Genomic DNA, 18,868 nt, shown 5'->3' on the forward strand with positions numbered 1-18,868 from the left:
CTTGCAGGCGCATCCGCCTCACGTTTCCGTCATGTCTCCGCTTCGGCCGCATTGCAGCGCACCATGTCGTTCTTCATCTGCGGCAACAGTCCGCCGGCGGCGAAGACGCGTGCCTCTTCCTGCGTCTGAATCCTGCAAATCACACCGATTATCTGTGCCCGGCCATCGGCGCGAAGGATTTCGAGGCACAGTACCGCCCCGGGTTCCGGAAGGTCATGCCAATCCAGGAGTGTGAAACGTTCGGTTCCATCCAGACCGAGCGTATGCCGCGTGACGCCGGACTCGAATTCCAGCGGCAGGACACCCATGCCAACGAGATTGCTGCGATGAATGCGCTCGAAACTCTCACAGATGACGGCGCGCACGCCCAACAGGCGAACGCCCTTGGCCGCCCAGTCGCGCGAAGACCCCGAGCCGTAATTGTTGCCGGCGATGATCACCAGTTCCTGCCCCCGCCCGAGATAGGTCTCCGCGGCGTCGTAGAGACGCATGACCTCACCGTCCGGTTCCAGTCGCGCCAATGCGCCGTCCCGTCCGCCGGCCATCTCGTTGCGGAGCTGGTTGTTCGCCAGCGTCGCGCGCACGGCCACCGCATGATGGCCCCGGCGCGTGCCGTAGGAATTGAAGTCCTCGACCTTGACGCCCTTCGACAGCAGGTATTCGCCGGCGGCGCTTTCGGGAAGGATCGCGCCGGAGGGAGACAGGTCGTCGGTGGTGATGTTGTCCCCGAGCAGCGCCAGGGGGCGCATGCCCTGGAATGTCGCCGGCAGCAGCAGCGCGGCATCCCAGTAAGGCGGGAGGCAGATGTACGTGCTGTCCTCGCGCCAGGGGAACAGGACGGGGACCTGTTCGTCGTCGTCATCGAGTCCGGCCGGGAACATCGACCCGTAAACCGAAAGGAACTGGTCGGCATGCACATGCCGGGCGAGCGCCGCATCGATCGCCTCCTCCGAAGGCCACAGATCGGCCAGCCTCACCGGAATGCCGTCGGCGTCGTGGGCGATGACGTCATGCTCGACATCCAGCCGCGTGGTGCCGGCGACGGCATAGGCGACGACCAACGCGGGCGCCGCGAGGAAGGCTTCCTTGACGTACGGATGCACGCGGCCTTTGAAGTTGCGATTCCCCGACAGCACGGCCGCGGTGACGAGATTGTTTTCCTTGATCTGGGCAACGATGTCCGGCGACAAGGGGCCGGACATGCCGTTGCAGGACGTGCAGGCGAATCCGACGATGCCGAATCCGAGTTGGGCCAAGGGTTCGAGCAATCCGGCATCCTCCAGATATCTCTCGACCACGCGCGAGCCCGGTGCAAGCGATGTCTTCACCCACGGGCGTCGCGCGAGCCCGCGCGCGACCGCCGCCCGCGCGAGCAGGCCCGCGGCCATCATCGCGCGCGCATTGGCGGTGTTCGTGCAGCTGGTGATGGCGGCGAGGACGACGTGCCCATCCTCGATCGTGACGTCGCTACCGTTGGCCTGTTCGAACGGTGGCGTCTCCGGTTTCGCCACACCGCGCTCGATCAGTTTGTCGACCGGCACCAGCTGATGCGGCGAGTACGGCCCCGCCATGGACCGACCGACCGACGAAAGATCGAAAGCGAGCGTGCGGTCGTATTCGACCTTCCCACCGAGATCGCCCCAAAGCCCCTGCTCGCGCGCGTAGATTTCCGTCAGGCGGATCAATTCCTCCGAACGCCCGGTGGTGCGCATGTAATCCAGCGTCTGCCCGTCGATGGAGAACATCGCCGCGGTGACGCCGAACTCCGGCCCCATGTTGGCGATGGTCGCCCGATCGCCCAGCGAAAGCGCCGAGCAACCATCGCCGGTGAATTCGACGATGGACGCGACGACCTTCGCCTTCCGCAGGAATTCGGTCAACGCCAGCACGATGTCGGTGGCGACGACACCGCGATTGGGCCGGCCCGTCAGCCGGACTTCCACGATCTCGGGCAGGCGCATCCAGATCGCGCGGCCGAGCATGACCGATTCGGCTTCGATGCCGCCCACGCCCCATCCCAGCACACCCAGCCCGTTGATCATCGTCGTGTGGCTGTCGGTGCCGACGAGGGTATCCGGAAACGCCACGCCATTTTCCTGCTGGATGACCGGCGAAAGCCGTTCGAGATTGATCTGATGGAGGATGCCGTTGCCGGGCATCAACACGTCGAGGTTGGAAAAGGCGTGCTTGCACCAGGCCAGGAATTCGAAACGCTCGGCGTTGATCGCCTGCTCCTGCGCCATGTTGGCCGTCATTGCATCGGCTCGCGTGCCGGAAACCATGACATTCATGGAGTGGTCGACGACCAGCTGCGTGCGCACCAGCGGATTGACCGTCGTCGGGTCCCCGCCCGCGGCAGCCACCGCATTGCGCAGGCCCGCCAGATCCACCAGCGCGGGCGTCCCCGTCAGGTCTTGCAGGACGACACGCTCGGGATGGAACGGGAATTCTTTCTCCCCGCGACGCGCCAGGACGATACGGAGCCACTCACGCGCCTGCTCCGGCGTTTTCGCCCGGCGCAGCAGGTTTTCGGCGAACACGCGCTGGCTGTAGTTCAGGCGGGAAAAGGCGGCATCGCCCACCGCACCACGGACCGAGAAATACCTCAGGTTCGTGCCGGGAAGTGGCCGGGGTTGAAGATCGTCGGGGGTCGGCATACGAAAGCCCATGAAATCTATATTGCACTATTGTATACAATAATACATTAAAGACCGGAACGGCCGAATCACCGTATCGGCTATGCTTCAGCCTCCCTTTCGCCCGTCCAGACACATCGCCGTGTCCGCCGTCGCCAAAAAACGTAAGCCCGCCCGCCAGGCATCCGCGCCTGCGTCGGCCGGCGCCTTGAGTTCGGTGCAATCCGAAGTAGTGGGGCGGATCGTGTCGATCGCCCGCACCGAACGCCTCGATGCCGGCACCAAGCTCATCGGCAGCGCGCTTGCCGAGCGCATCGGCGTCTCGCGCTCTCCGGTGAATGCCGCGCTCAACTATCTGGTGCGGCGCGGCCTCGCTTCGCACGATGCCAATGTCGGCTTCACCCTTTCGGCAACCCAGACGGAACTGGCAGCGCTGGCACGCGAATTGTCCGAAGTGTCCGGCGACCCGCTGTATCTACAGATCGCGCACGATCGGCGCGAACGCGCATTGCCGGACAGCATCAGCGAAACCGAACTCATGCGCCGCTATGGCGCCACGCGTCACGAGATTCGCCGCGTCCTGGCCCGCGCCTCCGGCGAAGGCTGGATAGGACGCCGCCTTGGTCATGGCTGGACCTTCCAACCGATGATCGATTCGGCCTCCGCCTACGAGGAAAGCTACGTCTTCCGCGCGACGATCGAGCCGATGAGCCTGCTCAGCCCGTGGTTCCGTCCCGATCCCGAAGCACTGGCCGATCTGCGCAAGGAGCAGGAATACATCGTCAACGGCGGCTATGCCGAGATGACGCCGATCGAGCTGTTCGAAGCCAATCGCCGCTTTCACGAAACCCTGGCGGCCTGGTCGGGCAACCGGTTCATCCTGCAATCGTTGGAACGCGTCGATTCGCTGCGTCGCCTGATCGAATACGGAATGACCAGCGACCGGCCCGCACGCAGCAAGCATGCCGCCCAGCACCTCAAGATCCTCAAAGCGATCGAGGCCGGAGATGCCATCGGTGCCGCGACGCGGATGCGCGAGCATCTCGAGGACGCCCGCCGCGACAAGGTGCGCGAAGTCGCCGCGACGCTGGGCTGAGCGGCATCCACCACTCGATCGCTACAGACGATCGGGCACCAGGACCACGCCTTCCATCAATCTGCGGGCTGACCGGCTCACGGCCACCTGCGTGATGCGCCAGGCGCCGTCTTGCTCGATGGCCTGCGCGCCAACCTCCAACATTCCGGAAGGATGGCCGAGTCGCACGCACGACACTGTCTTGCCGAGAAGCCGGCTGACCACCGTCCCCGGAACCGCGGCCGCCGAAGCGATCGCGACGGCACCGGTGCCGGTCATGGCATGGTGCAGCCTGCCCATCGAGAAGATGCGCGCGAGCATGTCGATTTCGGAGGACAGGATCTGCTTGCCGCTTGAAGCCTTGTACTCGGCCGGCGGCGCGAAGAAGGCGAGCTTCGGCGTGTGCGGTCGGGTGCGCATGGCCTCCTCGGCGCTACGCGCCAATCCCATCGCCACGGCGCCGTGCGCGCGAATCGTCTCGGCCTTGTCGAGCAACGCCTGATCGCCGTTCACATTCGCCTGCAGTTCGGTGCCCGCAAGCCCCAGCACCGCGGCATCCACGAAGACATGCGGATTGCCCGCGTTGATCAGCGTCGCCTCTACTTGGCCGATACCCGGCACTTCGAGCACGGTGATCGGCGCGCCGCCGGGAAACATCGACCCATCCTCTTCGTCGGCGCCTGGATCCATGAATTCCAGAAGAATCTCGGCGGCGGGAAATGTCACGCCATCGAGCAGATAGTCTCCGGTCTCCACGACCTCTCCGTCAGCCATGGGAACGTGCGCGATGATCTTCTTCCCGATGTTGGCCTGCCAGATGACGACACGGGCCGTACCGTTCTTCGGAACGTCGATCAAGCCTCGCTGGATCGCGAAGGGCGCGACGGCCGAAGTCAGATTGCCGCAGTTACCGCTCCAGTCGATCGTCGCCTCCCGCACCGCGACGGCACCGAACAGGTAATCGACATCGCAATCCGGCCGCGTACTGCGGCTGACCAGCACCACCTTGCTCGTGCTGGATGTCGCGCCACCCATGCCGTCGATCTGCTGGCCATAAGGATCCGGGCTGCCGGTGACGCGCAACAGCACCGCATCGCGTTCCGCCGCGTCGGCCGGAAGATCGGATGGCACGAAGAACACGCCCTTGCTGGTTCCGCCGCGCATGTAGGTTGCGGGAATCGGACGCTGCGGCATCTGGCTCTCCACGACATTAATTGCACTAATTATACATAAAATGCAATAATGGGCATGGTCTCACGCTCCGAATCCATACCGCCCCCTGCTTCGCGCACGCCATGCACATCCTTCCGAAGATCCTGACCGATCTGGCCCCAACCAGCGTGCTCAGAGTGGCCATCAATTACGGCAACCCGGTCCTCGCCAAGCCGCACCCGACGCATGGCACGCCCACCGGCATCAGCGCGGAACTGGCCGAAGAGATCGCCAGCCGTCTCGGCGTGCCCTATCGCTACGAGACCTACGATGCCGCCGGCAAGGTATTCGCCGCCCTCGGAAGAGGCGACTGCGACATCGGCTTCCTCGCCATCGACCCGGTCCGCGCCGAAGGCATCCGCTTCACCGAACCCTATGCGGAAATCAAGGGTACCTATCTCGTCAGACACGAAAGCCGGTTCCAGCACGTGGAGGATGTCGACACGGACGGCGTGCGGATCGCGGTGGGCCGCGGCGCCGCCTACGATCTCCACCTCAGTCGCGAACTCAAGCATGCCAGGCTGGAGCGTGCCGAAACCTCCGCCGCGGCCATCGATCTGTTTGTCGAGAACGCATTGGATGCGGCTGCCGGCGTGCGACAGCCGCTGCTGCGCTGGACGGCGGAACATCCCGGCTACCGGGTGCTGGAAGGAGACTTCACCACCATCCGCCAGGCCGTCGCCATTCCCGCGAACCGCTCCGACGACGCCGCGCGCCTGCTTCACCACATGATCGAGGACATCAAATCCACGGCGTTCGTCCGCGCCGCGCTCGAGCGCAGCGGCGAAACCGCCGTGACCGTGGTGCCGCCATTGCGATGAAATGCCGTCAGGGCGCCTGATCGGCGGCCTTCTGCTTCGGTTGCACCGTGCTGCGCCAAGCCTCGAGGAACTGGCGCCGCTTCAACGCATCCAGGTACACCAGCAGCCCCGGCCCGAGCGGGATCGGGCGCAGCGAGCGCACGCGCATGCCCTCGCGTGCGTGCGGGGAGAGCGGCGCACCGACGCCCGCGGGCATGACCGGCTGCAGCCCCACCTGACGTCCGAGCATGGCCTGGCCGCGCGGCGAGATCAGGTAATCGAGGAAACGTCCCGCCTCGGCGGCGTTCGGCGCCGCGCGCGGAATCAGCGCGGTGCGCAGCACGACCAGGGTGTAATCCTCGGGCATCACGATGCCCAGCGGCGCACCACCGTCGATGCGCGCCTGCGCGTATGAGCCGAGCATGTTGTAGGCCAGCACGAGTTCGCCGCGAGCGACGCGGTCCAGCAGCGGGCCGACGCGGTCCTCCAGCACGACCCGATCGTCGCCGAACGCGGCCTGCAGCGCGCCGGCCATGCTGCCAAGCTGATGGTCCTGGGTGGCGAGCAGATAGCCGACGCTGCTGCGCGCGGCATCGAAGATACCGACGCGCCCGGCTAGTTTCGCCGCCGGATCGCGCAGCAGCGCCAGCAGTTGCCGGCGCGTGCGCGGTACCCGCGCAGCCGGAAGCAGACGCTTGTTGTAGACGATGACGACGGGCTCGTAGCTGATGCCGAACACCTCGGAACGCCACTGCGACCAAGCTGGCAGCTGAGTGGTCGCCGGCGAATGATGCGAGAGCGCATAGCCGTCGTTGGCGAGCTTGAACTGCAGATCCATGCCACTGCTGATGAGCAGATCGGCCACAGCGTCCTTGCGCGCGCTGGCGGCGACGTGCCGATCATAGATATCGCGGGCGACGAGATCGGAGTACTCGATTTCGGTGCCCGGATGCAGGCGCTGATAATCGGCGATGACGGCGGTGAAATTCTCGATGTCGGTCGAACCGTGGATGCGCAGTTGCGCGGTGCGCGCCTGCAGTGCCTTGAATGTGCGGATGTCGCCGGCGGCGGCATGCACGGCGCCGGCGAGAAGCACGAAAACGAGGAACGGGACGAAAACGAATGCCATCGCGCGCCTCGCCTTCACTCGAGCCACGCTCCCTTCCACTGGCTTCTCGTTTCTCATGCCGGCAACCTCGGGAAACGCAATGTCACGATCAGGCCGCCATCGACGCGATTGGACAGATCGATGCGGCCGCCATGGCTGTCGACGATGCGCTTGACGATCGCAAGCCCCAGCCCCGCGCCGCCAGCCGCGGCATCGCGCCCGCGCGCGAAGCGCTCGAACACGGTTTCCGCATCGGCCGGCGCAATGCCGGGGCCGTGGTCGGCCACCGTCAACACGGCCATCGGGACAGCCTCGTCGTCGGTGACGGTCAACGCGATCTGCAAGGCCTCATCCCAGCCATCCGACGACTCGCGGGCCCGCCCGGATTTTCCGTGCTTGAGCGCGTTGTCGATCAGATTCTTGATCGCCTCGCGCAGCAGCAACGCATCGCCGCGGATCAGCACCGGCTCGCTGGTCGTGGCCAGGCGCACCTCGGGGCGCGGCCCGGATTGCGGAATCGATTCGTACAAGGCCTGATGCAGCAACTCGGCCAGATCGACGGTCTCGAATTGCTGCAGCTGGGAACGATGGATCGCGCTCGCATCGCTGAGCAGCTGATTCAGCAGCCGGCTCATGTGGCTGGCGTTGCGCTCGATCGTGACCAGGCTGCGCCGTTGCTCGTCCGGATCCTCCTCGTCGAGCGCGAGCTGGGCCTGCGCCCGCAATGCCGCCAGCGGTGTGCGCATCTGATGCGCGGCATCGGCCATGAAGGCGCGCAGCGTTTCGTTGCTCGCCGACAAGCGCGCCATGAAACGATTGAGCGCCCCGACCAGCTGATCGAGTTCGAGCGGCACCGCGCCCGTCACCGGCTTGAGGTCGGACGGTTCGCGCAGCGACAGATCGCGTTCGAGCTTCTGCAGCGGCCGCAGCGCGCGATGCACACCGATCCACACCAACCCCAGCGCCGCCAGCGACAACACCACGATCGCGACGAGCGCGCGCAACACGACGTCATCGGCGAGCGCCTCGCGCGCGATTCGCGTCTGGCCCACCTGCACGACCACCCTGCCCTGCACGACGGGACCGGCGATCCAGCGCGAGACCGCGACGAAACGCGTGCGTTCGCCGCGATATGTCGCGTCGAACACGCTCGGCTTGCCGTCGCGCGGTGGCGACGGCGGTGCGGGTAAGTCTCCATAACCGGTGATGGCCCTGCCTTCGCCCGTAGCCACGCGATAGAACACCCGATCCTCGGGCGCCATCGCCAGCACATCGAGCGCGGCATAAGGCAGATCGACCTGCCATTGGCCGTCGACCAGGGCCACGCTGTCGGCGATCGACAGCGCGGAGGCGACCAGCAGATGATCGTAGGAGCGATCGGCGGCGGCACGCCCATAGCTGCGCGCGGCCAGAAACAGCAGCACCGCGCCGATCAGCGACAACGTGCCGAGATAGAGCAGCAGCGTGCGGCGGATCGAACCGCGCTTGCCGGCTTCCTCGCGGCGCGCCTCAGTCATCGCCATGCTCAACCGGTTCGATCGGCTCGATCATGTAGCCCGCGCCGCGCACCGTCGTGATGCGCAAGGGCGCGGCCGCGAGCCGTTTGCGCAAACGGCCGACATACAGTTCGATCGCGTTCGGCCCGGCTTCGTCGTCGAAACCGAACAGGCCGTTGCCGATCTCGTCCTTGCTCACCACCTGACCGATCTTGCCGATGAGGATTTCGAGCAGACGGAATTCGCGGTTCGGCAGTTCGATCGTCTCGCCGTCGCTGGTGACGCGGTGCGCGGCACTGTCGAACGTGAACGTCCCGATCTGCACGGCGCCCGCGGCCTGGCCGCGGTTGCGCCGCAGCAGCACGCGGCAGCGTGCCTCGAACTCGCGGAAATCGAAAGGCTTGCCGAGATAGTCGTCGGCGCCGACGTCGAGAGCGTTGACGCGATCCTCGATGCCGTCGCGCGCGGTGAGCATCAGCACCGGCGTGGCGTCGCCGCGCTCACGCAGACCGGCCAGCAAGCTGAGGCCGTTCAGACGTGGCAGCCCGATATCGAGCACGACCAGATCGAAGGCCTGGTACTTCAGCACGCTCGCCGCCTTGACACCGTCGGATTGCCAATCGACAGCATGCCCGCTGCGGCGCATGCGCCGAATGATGGCGTCCGCCAGATCCGCGTTGTCCTCGACCAGCAGGATGCGCACTGTCGCCTCTTTCTTCCTCGTCGCGGCGCTTGCCGCTTCTCAACGAATGACCAGTTTCCGGGATGACAGGTCTTTGACAGCTTCACGCGCCTAGCCTGCACGCGAGGGTTGCCGTCGGCCCATCAAGCCACGGCAACTATAAGCGCACGTCGGTGCGCGATGGGAGGACATCGATGCGTTCCATTTCCCACGCCGCCGCGTGCGCGGGGCTGTGTCTGTTCTGCGCGCCGTGCTTTGCCGGTGGCGATGCCGCCGGCGAGGACTCGTTCACCGCCGAACTCGGTGGCGAGCTGCACCTGGACTATTCCGCCTTCGACAACGACGATCGCGGCCCGAACAACACCGACGGACTGGATGCCCGCCGCGCGCGACTGGAAGTCTCCGGCGACTTCTACGGCTGGGGCTACAGCTTCGAAGCCGATTTCGAAGGCCTGCAGGACGATTTCTCGGCCGACGTGATCGAGGCGAAGAACTTCTACGTCACTCGCGAGTTCGGCACCAGCAAGCTCACCATCGGGCAGTTCATCCAGAACTTCTCCCTCGATGCCAAGACCAGCTCCAACAACGGACTGTTGATGGAGCGCACGATGTTCGGCACTACGATCGCGCCGCTCTATCGGCTCGGCGTCGGTTGGATCGATGCGCGCGATCACCACACGCTCGGCGTCGGCTACTACAGTCTGGAACAGATCGACGAGTGGCATACCAAGGGCAATGCGCTGAGCGCGCGCGGGACCTGGACGCCGTTGCGTGAGGATGAACGCGTCGTCCATCTCGGGCTGTCCCTGGCGCGTGAATGGTACGACCACCCCGGCGTCGATGGCGCCTCCGCGTTGCGCGTCCGGCCACGCCCGGCCGGCGCGCAGTCCGACAACAGCCGCGCGATGCTGACCGACTTCAGCACCGGGCGCGACGTCGACGCCGACAAGTACTCGCTGGAATTCGCCGTCACACGCGGGCCGCTGTACGTGCAATCGGAATACGGCGGCGTCCGCTACGACGACGGCATGCAGCGCAACGATCTGCGCTCGTTCTACGCGGCGGCGGGTTGGCTTTTGACCGGCGAAACCATGCCCTACGATGCCAAGAACGGCCGCTTCGGCAAGGTCAAGCCGCAGCGCAAGGGCGGCGCCTGGCAACTCGTCCTGCGCTACGACCGCATGACCGGACGGCAACACCTCGACGGCCAGACCGACTTCCTCGACGTCTCGACCGAAGCACGCAGCATCGGCGTGAACTGGTACGCCAACGCCAACATCCGCCTGATGGTCGACTGGATCGAAAGCCGCAACCGCGATCGCTTCGCCGATCGCACGCTCGATCGCACCCGCGCCCTGACCACGCGCTTCCAGTTCGTCTTCTGACCGCCAACGCGGCCGATTTCCCAGGAGTTCACCATGGTCCTCACCCTTCTCGGTTTCGGGATGGTCCTGACCTTCATGTACCTGATCATGAGCAAGCGGCTCGCGCCGCTGGTCGCACTGATCGTCATCCCGATCACCTTCGCATTGCTCGGCGGCTTCGGCGCCGGCATTGGCGAGATGATGATCGAGGGCATCAAGAAGATCGCGCCGACCGGCGTGATGCTGATGTTCGCGATCCTCTACTTCGGCGTGATGATCGATGCCGGTCTGTTCGATCCGATCGTCAAGCGCATCCTCAAGCTGGTCAAGGGCGATCCGGTCAAGATCGTGGTGGGCACCGCGGTGCTGGCGATCCTGATTTCGCTCGACGGCGACGGCTCGACCACCTACATGATCACCGTCTCGGCAATGCTGCCGCTCTATCAGCGGCTGCGCATGAATCCGATCAACTTGACCTGCGTCGCCATCCTCGCCAGCGGCGTGATGAACCTGACGCCCTGGGGCGGCCCGACCGCGCGCGCGGCGACCGCGTTGCATGTCGATCCGAGCGAAGTGTTCGTGCCGCTGGTCCCGGCGATGGGCATGGCGCTGGCGTCGATCATCTTGCTCGCCTGGTACCTCGGCCTGCGCGAACGCAAACGTCTGGGTATCGTGACGCTGCACGGCCATTCCGTCGACTGGCATCCGGAACACGACACCGGCAGCGACAACCTCCCCACGCTCGCCGACAGCGAAGACACCAAGCGGCCGAAACTGCTGTGGGTGAACGCGGCACTGACGATCGCGCTGATGGTCACGCTGATCCTTGGCCTGCTGCCGCTGCCGGTGCTGTTCATGATCGGCTTCGCACTGGCGCTGGTGATCAACTATCCCGATCTCGCCGAACAGCGTCGCCGTATCGTCAACCACGCCGGCAATGTGCTCTCGGTGGTGTCGCTGATTTTCGCCGCCGGCATCTTCACCGGCATCCTGTCGAACACCGGTATGGTCGAGGCGATGTCGCGCAGCTTCCTCGCCATCATTCCCGATGCCTGGGGGCCGTACCTGGCGGTGATCACAGCGATCGCGAGCATGCCGTTCACCTTCTTCATGTCGAACGACGCCTTCTATTTCGGCGTGCTGCCGATCCTGTCCGAGGCTGCCAGCCACTACGGCATCACGCCGGTGGAAATGGCGCGCGCCTCGTTGGCCGGGCAACCGGTGCATCTGTTGAGCCCGCTGGTGCCCTCGACCTATCTGCTGGTCGGCATGGCCAATGTCGACTTCGCCGACCATCAGCGCTTCACGCTGAAATGGGCGGTGATGGTGTCGATGGTGCTGCTGGCCGCCTCGCTGTTGTTCGCGCTGTATCCCTACGCCGCCTGAGCCAAGAGGAATCGACGACATGACACTACGCATCGCCTACGTCACAAGCGGCATGGGCAGCCTCGGTACCGCCATCTGCCAGAAGCTCGCGCAAAACGGGCACACCGTGGTGGCCGGCTGCGGCCCGAATTCGCCGCGCAAGGCCGGCTGGCTGCGCGAGCAGCGCGAACTCGGCTACGAATTCGTCGCCTCGGAAGGCAACGCCGCCGACTGGGAATCGACCGTGGCGGCGTTCGCCAAGGTGAAAGCCGAAGTCGGTGAGGTCGACGTGCTGGTCAACAACGCTGGTGGCACGCGCGACGTGCTGTTCCGGCAGATGACGCGCGAAGACTGGAACGCGGTGATGACCGGCAACCTGCACACGCTGTTCAACATCACCAAGCAGGTGATCGACGGCATGGCCGCGCGCGGTTGGGGACGAATCGTCAACATCGCCTCGGTCAGCGCGCAGAAGGGCCAGATCGGCCAGGTGAACTATGCAACGGCGAAATCGGCGATGCACGGTTTCACACGCGCGCTGGCGAACGAATTCGCCGCGCGCGGCGTCACCGTGAACACGATTTCGCCAGGTTATGTCGCCAGCGCCTCGATCAGCACGTTCCCGCCGGATGTGCTCGATCGTCTCGCCACCTCGGTGCCGGTGCGGCGGCTCGGAAAACCCGAGGAAGTCGCCAGCCTGTGCGCCTGGATGGCCTCGGACGACGCGGCCTACGTCACCGGCGCCGACTATGCGGTCAATGGCGGATTGCACATGCGGTGAGTACAGCCTTTCGGCTTCCGGACGTCACTCCTCCTCCCCCTCACCTCGCCCGGAAGCCGATTCCCGACGCGTGTCCGGCACGCGTCCGAAATGCACTCGCTGGATCACACCTCGAAGATCGGCGTGTCGCCACTCACTTGATCGAGGCGGATGCGATTGGCGAACAGCGAGAACGCCAGCATGCCGGCAAGGCCGTTCGCGCGCGACACCCATTGCGGCATGTAGCGTGCTGGCAGTAGCGCGCCGCTGTCGAACAACGGCTCGAAGCGTTGCACGTCGGTGAGCGTCATCTTGCCGGCGAACAGCAGCCGGCACAGCCGCAGCTTGTCCTGGCGCAGCGACCAGCGGAAGAAGGTATGCACGCCGATCAGTCCGCGCAGGTAGACCGTGTCCTTGGTGAATGCCTGTCCGCCATTCAGCGGCACGCCACGGAACACGCGCTGCGCCGAGGCGAAACTTTCCGCCGCGGACTGCCCTGCCGCCTGGAAATAACGGAACACCTGGATGAAATCGGCGCCTTCGAGCGCCATCGCCACGGCCTCGATGCGTAGCGATACGCGCTTCATGCGTTCGATGTCGATGCTGCCGGTGATCTGTTCGGCGAAGGTCGCCAGGCCTTCCTGCGTCGCCGTGGTGCGCGGCGATGACAGCGCCAGACTCGGCAGCACGGGCTGTGCGCGACCGTTGAGCGCGGTGAGCGAATGCACGAAGGCTTCGTGCTGCAGCAACTGGTGCTTGTCGTAGTCGGTGTATTCGGCGCCGGTGCGCAGGCGGATGCGCTGTGCGCCAGCCGCGGCCTTGGCGATCATGTCCGGATCGAGCGTCACCTCGATCACGCGTTCGCCGAAGAACGCATCCAGATCGACCTGCAGCTGCAATTGCAGCGCCGTCGCAGAGATGGCGACCTGTTCCTCCGGCGCGATCAGCTCATGATCGAGTTCGTTGGCGATATCGATGAAGTGGTGTGCGGCGACGCGCGCCGTCGGCCCGCTGCCCGGCAGGGGTTCGTCCGGGCGTCCGAACAGGCGGATCGAATGCGCGCAGACCGCGTCGGTGCCAAGCGCTTCCAGCAGTTCCGCCGCGATCGACCAGCTGCGCGTGGAATCGATGAGATAGGCGCCGAGGGGATGCGCGGGATCGGCGGTGGCGGCGATCGCATCCAGCTCGCGCCGGGTGTCGGTGAAATCGAGCTTCGGGTAATCGATCTTCGGCAGCTCTTCGCGACCCTGCGCATGCATGTCGAGAAAGCGCTGCTGCGCGCTCGCCGGCCAGCTGACCAAGGACAACAGCTTGATCCCGCGCACAGCGGCGACCATGCGCGCGTCGAGCGCGGCGTGATGGGCGATCTCCGCGTCTGTGCCGCTCATCGTTGTTCAGTGCTTGCCATATTTTTCATCCAGCCGCTTGTTCAACGCCTTGACCTGCACTTTCGCGCTCGACTTCTGTGACAGCCGCGTCGCCAGCTTGTCGGCGGCGCCGGCGACTTCGTCGCGCAGCTTCAGATAGTTGGCGAAGCGCCCCGGGTCGAGCGTACCGGCCTCGATCGCCGCGCGCACCGCGCAGCCGGGCTCGCGGTCGTGGCGGCAATCGCGAAAGCGGCATTGTTCGGCCAGCGCCTCGATATCGGCGAAGCCGCCTTCGGCAAGATCTTCCTCACCGGTGGGCTTGAGTTCGCGCATACCCGGTGTGTCGATCAGGCAGGCGCCGGAGGGCAGCGGGATCAGCGCCCGGTGCGTGGTGGTGTGGCGGCCGCGCGCATCGTGCTCGCGCACGGCGCTGGTCTTCATCTTCTCCGCGCCAAGCAGGGTATTGGTCAGCGTGGATTTGCCCGCGCCGGAACTGCCCACCAGGACAGCGGTCATGCCGGGCCGCAGCCAGGGTTCGAGCACGGCGACGCTGGCCCTGTCCTTGGCGTTCACCGCGAACGCCGGCACGTCCTGGTCCAGGATGCCGGCCAAGGTGGCCAACGCGGCCGGAACATCCGCCTCGGCGTGATCGGCCTTGGTCAACACCACCACCGCCTGCGCGCCGCCGCCGTGCACCAGCAGCAGGTAGCGCTCGATGCGGCGCGGATTGAAATCGCCGTCGAGGCCGCAAACGACAAGGACGACATCGATATTCGCGGCGATCACCTGTTGCTTGTAGTGCTCGCCCGCCGCACCGCGCTTGATCGCGGTGCGGCGCGGCAGCGCGGCGACGATGCGCGTGCCCTCGATCAGCACCCAGTCGCCGACCGCCGCGCGCTGTTCGGCGGCGGTCGTGCCCTTGCGATAACCCGGCGTGCGCTGCCATTCCGGCAGCGATTCGACAGGAAATCCCTCGCCGAGGCCGTCGGCGACGATGTAGCCGGAGCGATGTTGCTCGATCACCCGCACCGGGCGTGCCTGCGGATGCGCGTCGAGCGTTTCACGCCAGCCCGGCGCGTCCGGCGGCCCTTCGTAGGGCCAGCCGATCGCACGCAACGCTGCCATGGCGACTGAGTCGAGCTGCATGGCGCGATTGTACGCAGCACCCGCGCGAAGCGGCCGTATGCCCGAACTGGGACCCCTCGCCCGGTTCCACCCCCTGTTCCGGTTTATCAACCGCTACCGCCATTTTTCGAGGGAACGTCATGAAAAAGCGTATCGCGCTGTACTCCCTGGCCACCGTCCTGCTGCTGTCGGCCGCCACGGCGATTGCTTTGCCCGACCGCGGGCTGCACAGGTATTACTACTACGACGATGGTCGCTGGGCCGGGGAGTCCCACCACTACTGCGACGGTTCGAGGAGCTTCGAGGGCGAGATCACAGATCATGTGGAAATCATCATCGAGCAATGCCCCAATTTCTGACGGTCGCCGGCCGGTCCCACGGGGCCGGCCGGTTTTTGCCCCGATCACACCGCATCCGTTAATCTGGGCGGGATTCCCCCCGTCTTCCGCCCATGCCTACCACCCCCATTGCCACCCGCGAGCGCCTGTCCGAAGTCCGTTATGAGATCCGCGGAGAGCTGGCACGCCGAGCCCGTGAGCTGGAGGCCCAGGGCCGCACCCTGATCAAGCTCAATATCGGCAACCCCGGCGCGTTCGGGTTCCGCGCCCCGGAACACCTGCAACGCGCCATCGCCGATCACATCCACGATACCGATCCCTATACCCATCAGCAGGGCCTGCCGGCCGCGCGCGAAGCCATCGCCGCCTTCCACAAGAAGCGCGGCACGCCGAACGCGACGCCCGAACGTGTGTTCGTCGGCAACGGCGTCAGCGAACTGATCGACCTGTCGTTGCGCGCCCTGCTGAACCCCGGCGACGAAGTGCTGCTGCCCTCGCCCGACTACCCGCTGTGGTCGGCGGCGACCATCCTCAACGACGGCCGTCCGGTGTTCTACCGCTGCCATGCCAGCACCGGCTTCCTGCCCGATCCGGACGAGATCGAGGCACTGGTGTCCCCGCGCACGCGCGCGATCGTGCTGATCAATCCCAACAATCCCACCGGCGCCGCCTACCCGCGCGAGCTGCTGGAGCGCATCGTCGCCATCGCCGCCAAGCACCACCTGCTGCTGATGTGCGACGAGATCTACGACAGCATCCTCTACGACGGCGCCAGATTTGTGCCCGTCGCGCCGCTGGCCGGCGACGTGCCTTGCCTGTCCTTCGGCGGCCTGTCGAAGGTGCATCGCGCCTGCGGCTGGCGTGTCGGCTGGGCGGTGCTGTCGGGCGATGCGATGCGCATCGGCGAGTTCCACCACGCCATGGACCTGCTCGGCGCGCTGCGCCTGTGCGCCAACGTGCCGGGACAATTCGCGATCGAAGCGGCGTTGCACGGCGCCGACACGATCACAGCGCTGTGCCAGCCGGGCGGGCGCCTGTACGAAGCACGCCGCGCGGTGATCGACATCTGCGATGCGAGCGAGCACCTGCACCTGTCCGAACCGGCCGGCGCGCTGTACGCCTTCCCCGGCGTCGTCGGCGACGCGGCACGCGGCTTCGACGATCACGCCTTCGCGCTGGAACTGCTGGAAACCGAGGACGTGCTGATCGTGCCCGGCTCCAGCTTCAACGTGCCGTATCGCAACCACTTCCGCGTCACCCTGCTGCCGGAACCGGATACGCTGCGCGAAGTCTTCCATCGCATCGACCGCGTGCTCTCGCGCCGCGCCGGACGCGACGTCGGCGATGCCGACCGGACGCAACGCGCGGCCGTGGCCTGAACAAGCACCGGGGGAAAGGCGCGTTGCACTCCGCCGCAATCTCCTACCTCGCCCTCGGCGACAGCTACACCATCGGCGAAAGCGTCGCGCCTGACGGCCGCTGGCCGGAACAGTTGGCGCTCGCGCTGCGCGAGGAAGGCATCGCGCTGGATGCGCCTCGCATCATCGCCACCACGGGCTGGACGACCGACGAACTCGACGCCGCCATCGATGCCGCGCACCCGCTCGGCCATTACGGCTTCGTCAGTCTCGCCATCGGCGTGAACAATCAGTATCGCGGCCGCGATGTCGAAAACTACCGTGGCGAATTCGCTGGATTGCTGGAGCGCGCCATCGGCTTCGCCGACGGCCGCACGGACCGCGTGATGGTACTGTCGATTCCCGACTGGGGCGTCACGCCCTTCGGCATTGCTTCAGGCCGGGATGTCGCGCGGATTGCGCGTGAACTCGACGCTTACAACGCCGCCGCGCGCGAAGTCTGCGCGCAGCACGGGATTTCATTTGTCGACATCACCCCGATCAGCCGCGAACGCGGCGCCGAACCGGTGATGCTCGCCGAAGACGGCCTGCACCCTTCGGCGGCGATGTATGCCGAATGGACACGACTCGCCCTGCCGATCGCACGCACGCTGCTGCGGACATGAGTCACGACACGCGCCCCCTGCCACGGCAGCGCGCCACCGAGATCGCCAACGCCTTTCTTCCGGAACGCTTCTGGGGCAGCCGCTGGGATTACTACTACGTTCGCGAGAAGCTGGCGAGCGATCCGCTCTATCCCGGCGTCCTCGATGCGCTGCGCGGCAGCAGCGCGCCGTTGCTCGATATCGGCTGCGGACTGGGCCTGCTCGCGCATGCCCTGCATCGCGATGGGCAGTCATTGCCCTATCACGGTGTGGACATCGATGCCGCCAAGATCGCGCGCGCGCACAGCGCGGCACAGCGCGCGAAATTAGCGCAGGCGGAATTCGCCACCGCCGATCTCGCTCGTGAGATCCCGCGGCACGCCGGCAGCGTCGCCATCCTGGACGTCCTGCAGTATTTGTCCGCCGAAGCACAGCGACGCCTGCTCGACGCCGCCATCGCCATGCTCACGCCCGGCGCTCGCCTGGTGATACGTGCCGCTCTCGATGACGACGGCCGACGCGGCCACTACACCCGCCTCGGTGACCGCTTCGCGCATCTCACGGGCTGGATGCCATCGGCGCCAAAGCACTATCCCAGCACCGAAGCACTGCGTGCCGCGTTCAACAATGCCGCTCTGCAGGCAAATTTCGCGCCGCTGTTCGGCCGCACTCCCTTCAATCACTGGCTGATCGTGGCGGCTCGGCCGGTATAAACGGCATTCCATGGTTGAACCTGACGCTTCCGGCCATGCGCGCGGCGGCAAACTTCGACTCAGGGGAAATAAGCGCGAAATGGCTTCAAGGTTGCCAGGCCTGGCGCAGGCGTATTGATCGTGCATGGCCCCAGCGGGCCATTGAACATGACATGGTTGTACGGCGGAAAAGGCGCGGGCGTGTTAGGCAGATAGGGATTCGCCTTGCTCAACTCCGCGTTCGTCTGCCCGCTGCACGTCAGCATCATGCCCGGCGATTGGATAACCATACCGCTGATCGTCATCCTGACCGAGGTGCTCCCCGGAATCGCGACAGGCGGAGACGTGACTCCTGGCTGCACTGTCATGCTCGTGCAGGCCGAACTGCCGCTGAAACTGGCGGTTGTCTGGATGCCGCCATTGTTCAATGCCCAGGTCACGGTGATCGTACAGGGATACACGATGCCCATATATTTCAAGGTAAAAGGGCCGGAAAAAGTATCGACCGCATTCCTGACCCAGGCCGTGCCATCCCACATCTCATAACCGGAAGCGAATGCGGGATGCGTCGTCAACGCTCCCCCGGCGACAAAAGCAGCGATCGCAATGGATTTCAGCTTGGACATGGCGCTGTGCTCCGATGAAGAGGGGCATGGTCGCGTTTCTCCTGCAAGCGTCGCCCCTGATTGGGCGCCGCAGGAATCGATTCACCATGAATCATCCGACCGACCCACGATTTCGATCTGACGGTCATCCTCAACGACTGACCGCACTAGGCGCTGCCTCCGAGCCGGCGAAGGCGGGAAACATCTCGTGGGAACTGGCCACGAACACGGCAGCGAGAAG

The 18,868-nt window shown here is 65.6% G+C and carries 17 protein-coding genes; 9 read left to right on the forward strand and 8 right to left on the reverse strand.

The features are described 5' to 3' along the window. Positions 1 to 29: 29 nt before the first annotated feature. Positions 30 to 2,657 carry an aconitate hydratase AcnA gene (gene acnA / locus LG367_RS11270; protein ID WP_226469351.1) on the reverse strand — a complete coding sequence of 876 codons (2,628 nt, stop codon included), beginning with the start codon at positions 2,655 to 2,657 and terminating at the stop codon, positions 30 to 32. A gap of 223 nt (positions 2,658 to 2,880) precedes the next feature. On the opposite strand from acnA, the gene LG367_RS11275 reads away from it, so the two are divergent. Then, the gene (locus LG367_RS11275; protein WP_226469352.1) at positions 2,881 to 3,732 is read left to right on the forward strand and encodes a GntR family transcriptional regulator; all 852 of its coding nucleotides are present in this window, start codon (positions 2,881 to 2,883) and stop codon (positions 3,730 to 3,732) included. A 21-nt stretch (positions 3,733 to 3,753) separates the two neighbouring features. Here the strand turns inward: LG367_RS11275 and prpF are convergent, their stop codons facing one another. Beyond that, positions 3,754 to 4,905: a 2-methylaconitate cis-trans isomerase PrpF gene (gene prpF / locus LG367_RS11280; protein WP_226469353.1), complete on the reverse strand. Its 1,152-nt coding sequence runs from the start codon at positions 4,903 to 4,905 to the stop codon at positions 3,754 to 3,756. A gap of 101 nt (positions 4,906 to 5,006) precedes the next feature. Here prpF and LG367_RS11285 point away from each other — a divergent pair, with 101 nt between their 5' ends. Continuing rightward, positions 5,007 to 5,744 carry a transporter substrate-binding domain-containing protein gene (locus LG367_RS11285; protein WP_226469354.1) on the forward strand — a complete coding sequence of 246 codons (738 nt, stop codon included), beginning with the start codon at positions 5,007 to 5,009 and terminating at the stop codon, positions 5,742 to 5,744. 7 nt (positions 5,745 to 5,751) lie between these two features. On the opposite strand, the gene LG367_RS11290 is transcribed toward LG367_RS11285, so the two are convergent. Genes LG367_RS11290 through LG367_RS11300 form a run of 3 tightly spaced genes read right to left on the reverse strand, consistent with a single transcriptional unit; the run spans position 5,752 to position 9,030 of the window. After that, positions 5,752 to 6,852: an ABC transporter substrate-binding protein gene (locus LG367_RS11290; RefSeq protein WP_226469355.1), complete on the reverse strand. Its 1,101-nt coding sequence runs from the start codon at positions 6,850 to 6,852 to the stop codon at positions 5,752 to 5,754. Between the two features lie 53 nt (positions 6,853 to 6,905). Beyond that, the gene (locus LG367_RS11295; RefSeq protein ID WP_226469356.1) at positions 6,906 to 8,348 is read right to left on the reverse strand and encodes a sensor histidine kinase; all 1,443 of its coding nucleotides are present in this window, start codon (positions 8,346 to 8,348) and stop codon (positions 6,906 to 6,908) included. Further along, positions 8,341 to 9,030, reverse strand: a complete 690-nt coding sequence (locus LG367_RS11300; RefSeq protein ID WP_226469357.1) for a response regulator — start codon at positions 9,028 to 9,030, stop codon at positions 8,341 to 8,343. Before LG367_RS11300 ends, LG367_RS11295 begins: the two co-directional genes overlap by 8 nt. Positions 9,031 to 9,203: 173 nt before the next feature. Here LG367_RS11300 and LG367_RS11305 point away from each other — a divergent pair, with 173 nt between their 5' ends. Genes LG367_RS11305 through phbB form a run of 3 tightly spaced genes read left to right on the forward strand, consistent with a single transcriptional unit; the run spans position 9,204 to position 12,519 of the window. Continuing rightward, positions 9,204 to 10,394 carry an OprO/OprP family phosphate-selective porin gene (locus LG367_RS11305; protein ID WP_226469358.1) on the forward strand — a complete coding sequence of 397 codons (1,191 nt, stop codon included), beginning with the start codon at positions 9,204 to 9,206 and terminating at the stop codon, positions 10,392 to 10,394. Between the two features lie 33 nt (positions 10,395 to 10,427). Then, positions 10,428 to 11,759 (forward strand): CitMHS family transporter, encoded by a 1,332-nt coding sequence (locus LG367_RS11310; RefSeq protein WP_226469359.1) that lies wholly within the window; start codon positions 10,428 to 10,430, stop codon positions 11,757 to 11,759. A gap of 19 nt (positions 11,760 to 11,778) precedes the next feature. Continuing rightward, positions 11,779 to 12,519, forward strand: a complete 741-nt coding sequence (gene phbB, locus LG367_RS11315; RefSeq protein WP_226469360.1) for an acetoacetyl-CoA reductase — start codon at positions 11,779 to 11,781, stop codon at positions 12,517 to 12,519. Between the two features lie 104 nt (positions 12,520 to 12,623). On the opposite strand, the gene LG367_RS11320 is transcribed toward phbB, so the two are convergent. Together LG367_RS11320 and rsgA are read right to left on the reverse strand one after the other, a co-directional pair. After that, entirely contained in the window at positions 12,624 to 13,886 is a 1,263-nt protein-coding gene (locus tag LG367_RS11320) for a flavohemoglobin expression-modulating QEGLA motif protein (protein WP_226469361.1), read from the reverse strand. Between the two features lie 6 nt (positions 13,887 to 13,892). Continuing rightward, complete coding sequence (rsgA, locus tag LG367_RS11325; protein WP_226469362.1) at positions 13,893 to 15,011, reverse strand: ribosome small subunit-dependent GTPase A; 1,119 nt, start codon at positions 15,009 to 15,011, stop codon at positions 13,893 to 13,895. Positions 15,012 to 15,130: 119 nt separating this feature from the next. On the opposite strand from rsgA, the gene LG367_RS11330 reads away from it, so the two are divergent. From LG367_RS11330 to LG367_RS11345, 4 genes are all read left to right on the forward strand, one after another. Beyond that, positions 15,131 to 15,349, forward strand: a complete 219-nt coding sequence (locus tag LG367_RS11330; protein ID WP_226469363.1) for a hypothetical protein — start codon at positions 15,131 to 15,133, stop codon at positions 15,347 to 15,349. A 92-nt stretch (positions 15,350 to 15,441) separates the two neighbouring features. Next, positions 15,442 to 16,707: a pyridoxal phosphate-dependent aminotransferase gene (locus LG367_RS11335; protein WP_226469364.1), complete on the forward strand. Its 1,266-nt coding sequence runs from the start codon at positions 15,442 to 15,444 to the stop codon at positions 16,705 to 16,707. A 23-nt stretch (positions 16,708 to 16,730) separates the two neighbouring features. Continuing rightward, positions 16,731 to 17,351: an SGNH/GDSL hydrolase family protein gene (locus tag LG367_RS11340; RefSeq protein ID WP_226469365.1), complete on the forward strand. Its 621-nt coding sequence runs from the start codon at positions 16,731 to 16,733 to the stop codon at positions 17,349 to 17,351. A 17-nt stretch (positions 17,352 to 17,368) separates the two neighbouring features. Continuing rightward, positions 17,369 to 18,043 (forward strand): class I SAM-dependent methyltransferase, encoded by a 675-nt coding sequence (locus tag LG367_RS11345; protein ID WP_226469589.1) that lies wholly within the window; start codon positions 17,369 to 17,371, stop codon positions 18,041 to 18,043. Between the two features lie 59 nt (positions 18,044 to 18,102). Here LG367_RS11345 and LG367_RS11350 read toward each other — a convergent pair whose 3' ends face one another. Further along, positions 18,103 to 18,648: a hypothetical protein gene (locus LG367_RS11350; RefSeq protein WP_226469366.1), complete on the reverse strand. Its 546-nt coding sequence runs from the start codon at positions 18,646 to 18,648 to the stop codon at positions 18,103 to 18,105. Positions 18,649 to 18,868: the final 220 nt, after the last annotated feature.

The organism is Luteimonas panaciterrae, assembly GCF_020511115.1.
GTDB classification, from domain to species: domain Bacteria; phylum Pseudomonadota; class Gammaproteobacteria; order Xanthomonadales; family Xanthomonadaceae; genus Luteimonas; species Luteimonas panaciterrae.

Excerpts from the sequence above, each read along its gene's own strand:
- LG367_RS11320 (WP_226469361.1), bottom strand. The coding sequence starts at position 13,886 with ATGAGCGGCACAGACGCGGAGATCGCCCATCACGCCGCGCTCGACGCG.
- rsgA (WP_226469362.1), bottom strand. The coding sequence starts at position 15,011 with ATGCAGCTCGACTCAGTCGCCATGGCAGCGTTGCGTGCGATCGGCTGG.
- LG367_RS11305 (WP_226469358.1), top strand. The coding sequence starts at position 9,204 with ATGCGTTCCATTTCCCACGCCGCCGCGTGCGCGGGGCTGTGTCTGTTC.
- LG367_RS11350 (WP_226469366.1), bottom strand. The coding sequence starts at position 18,648 with ATGTCCAAGCTGAAATCCATTGCGATCGCTGCTTTTGTCGCCGGGGGA.
- LG367_RS11295 (WP_226469356.1), bottom strand. The coding sequence starts at position 8,348 with ATGACTGAGGCGCGCCGCGAGGAAGCCGGCAAGCGCGGTTCGATCCGC.
- LG367_RS11330 (WP_226469363.1), top strand. The coding sequence starts at position 15,131 with ATGAAAAAGCGTATCGCGCTGTACTCCCTGGCCACCGTCCTGCTGCTG.
- LG367_RS11335 (WP_226469364.1), top strand. The coding sequence starts at position 15,442 with ATGCCTACCACCCCCATTGCCACCCGCGAGCGCCTGTCCGAAGTCCGT.
- LG367_RS11285 (WP_226469354.1), top strand. The coding sequence starts at position 5,007 with ATGCACATCCTTCCGAAGATCCTGACCGATCTGGCCCCAACCAGCGTG.
- LG367_RS11290 (WP_226469355.1), bottom strand. The coding sequence starts at position 6,852 with ATGGCATTCGTTTTCGTCCCGTTCCTCGTTTTCGTGCTTCTCGCCGGC.
- prpF (WP_226469353.1), bottom strand. The coding sequence starts at position 4,905 with ATGCCGCAGCGTCCGATTCCCGCAACCTACATGCGCGGCGGAACCAGC.
- acnA (WP_226469351.1), bottom strand. The coding sequence starts at position 2,657 with ATGCCGACCCCCGACGATCTTCAACCCCGGCCACTTCCCGGCACGAAC.
- phbB (WP_226469360.1), top strand. The coding sequence starts at position 11,779 with ATGACACTACGCATCGCCTACGTCACAAGCGGCATGGGCAGCCTCGGT.
- LG367_RS11310 (WP_226469359.1), top strand. The coding sequence starts at position 10,428 with ATGGTCCTCACCCTTCTCGGTTTCGGGATGGTCCTGACCTTCATGTAC.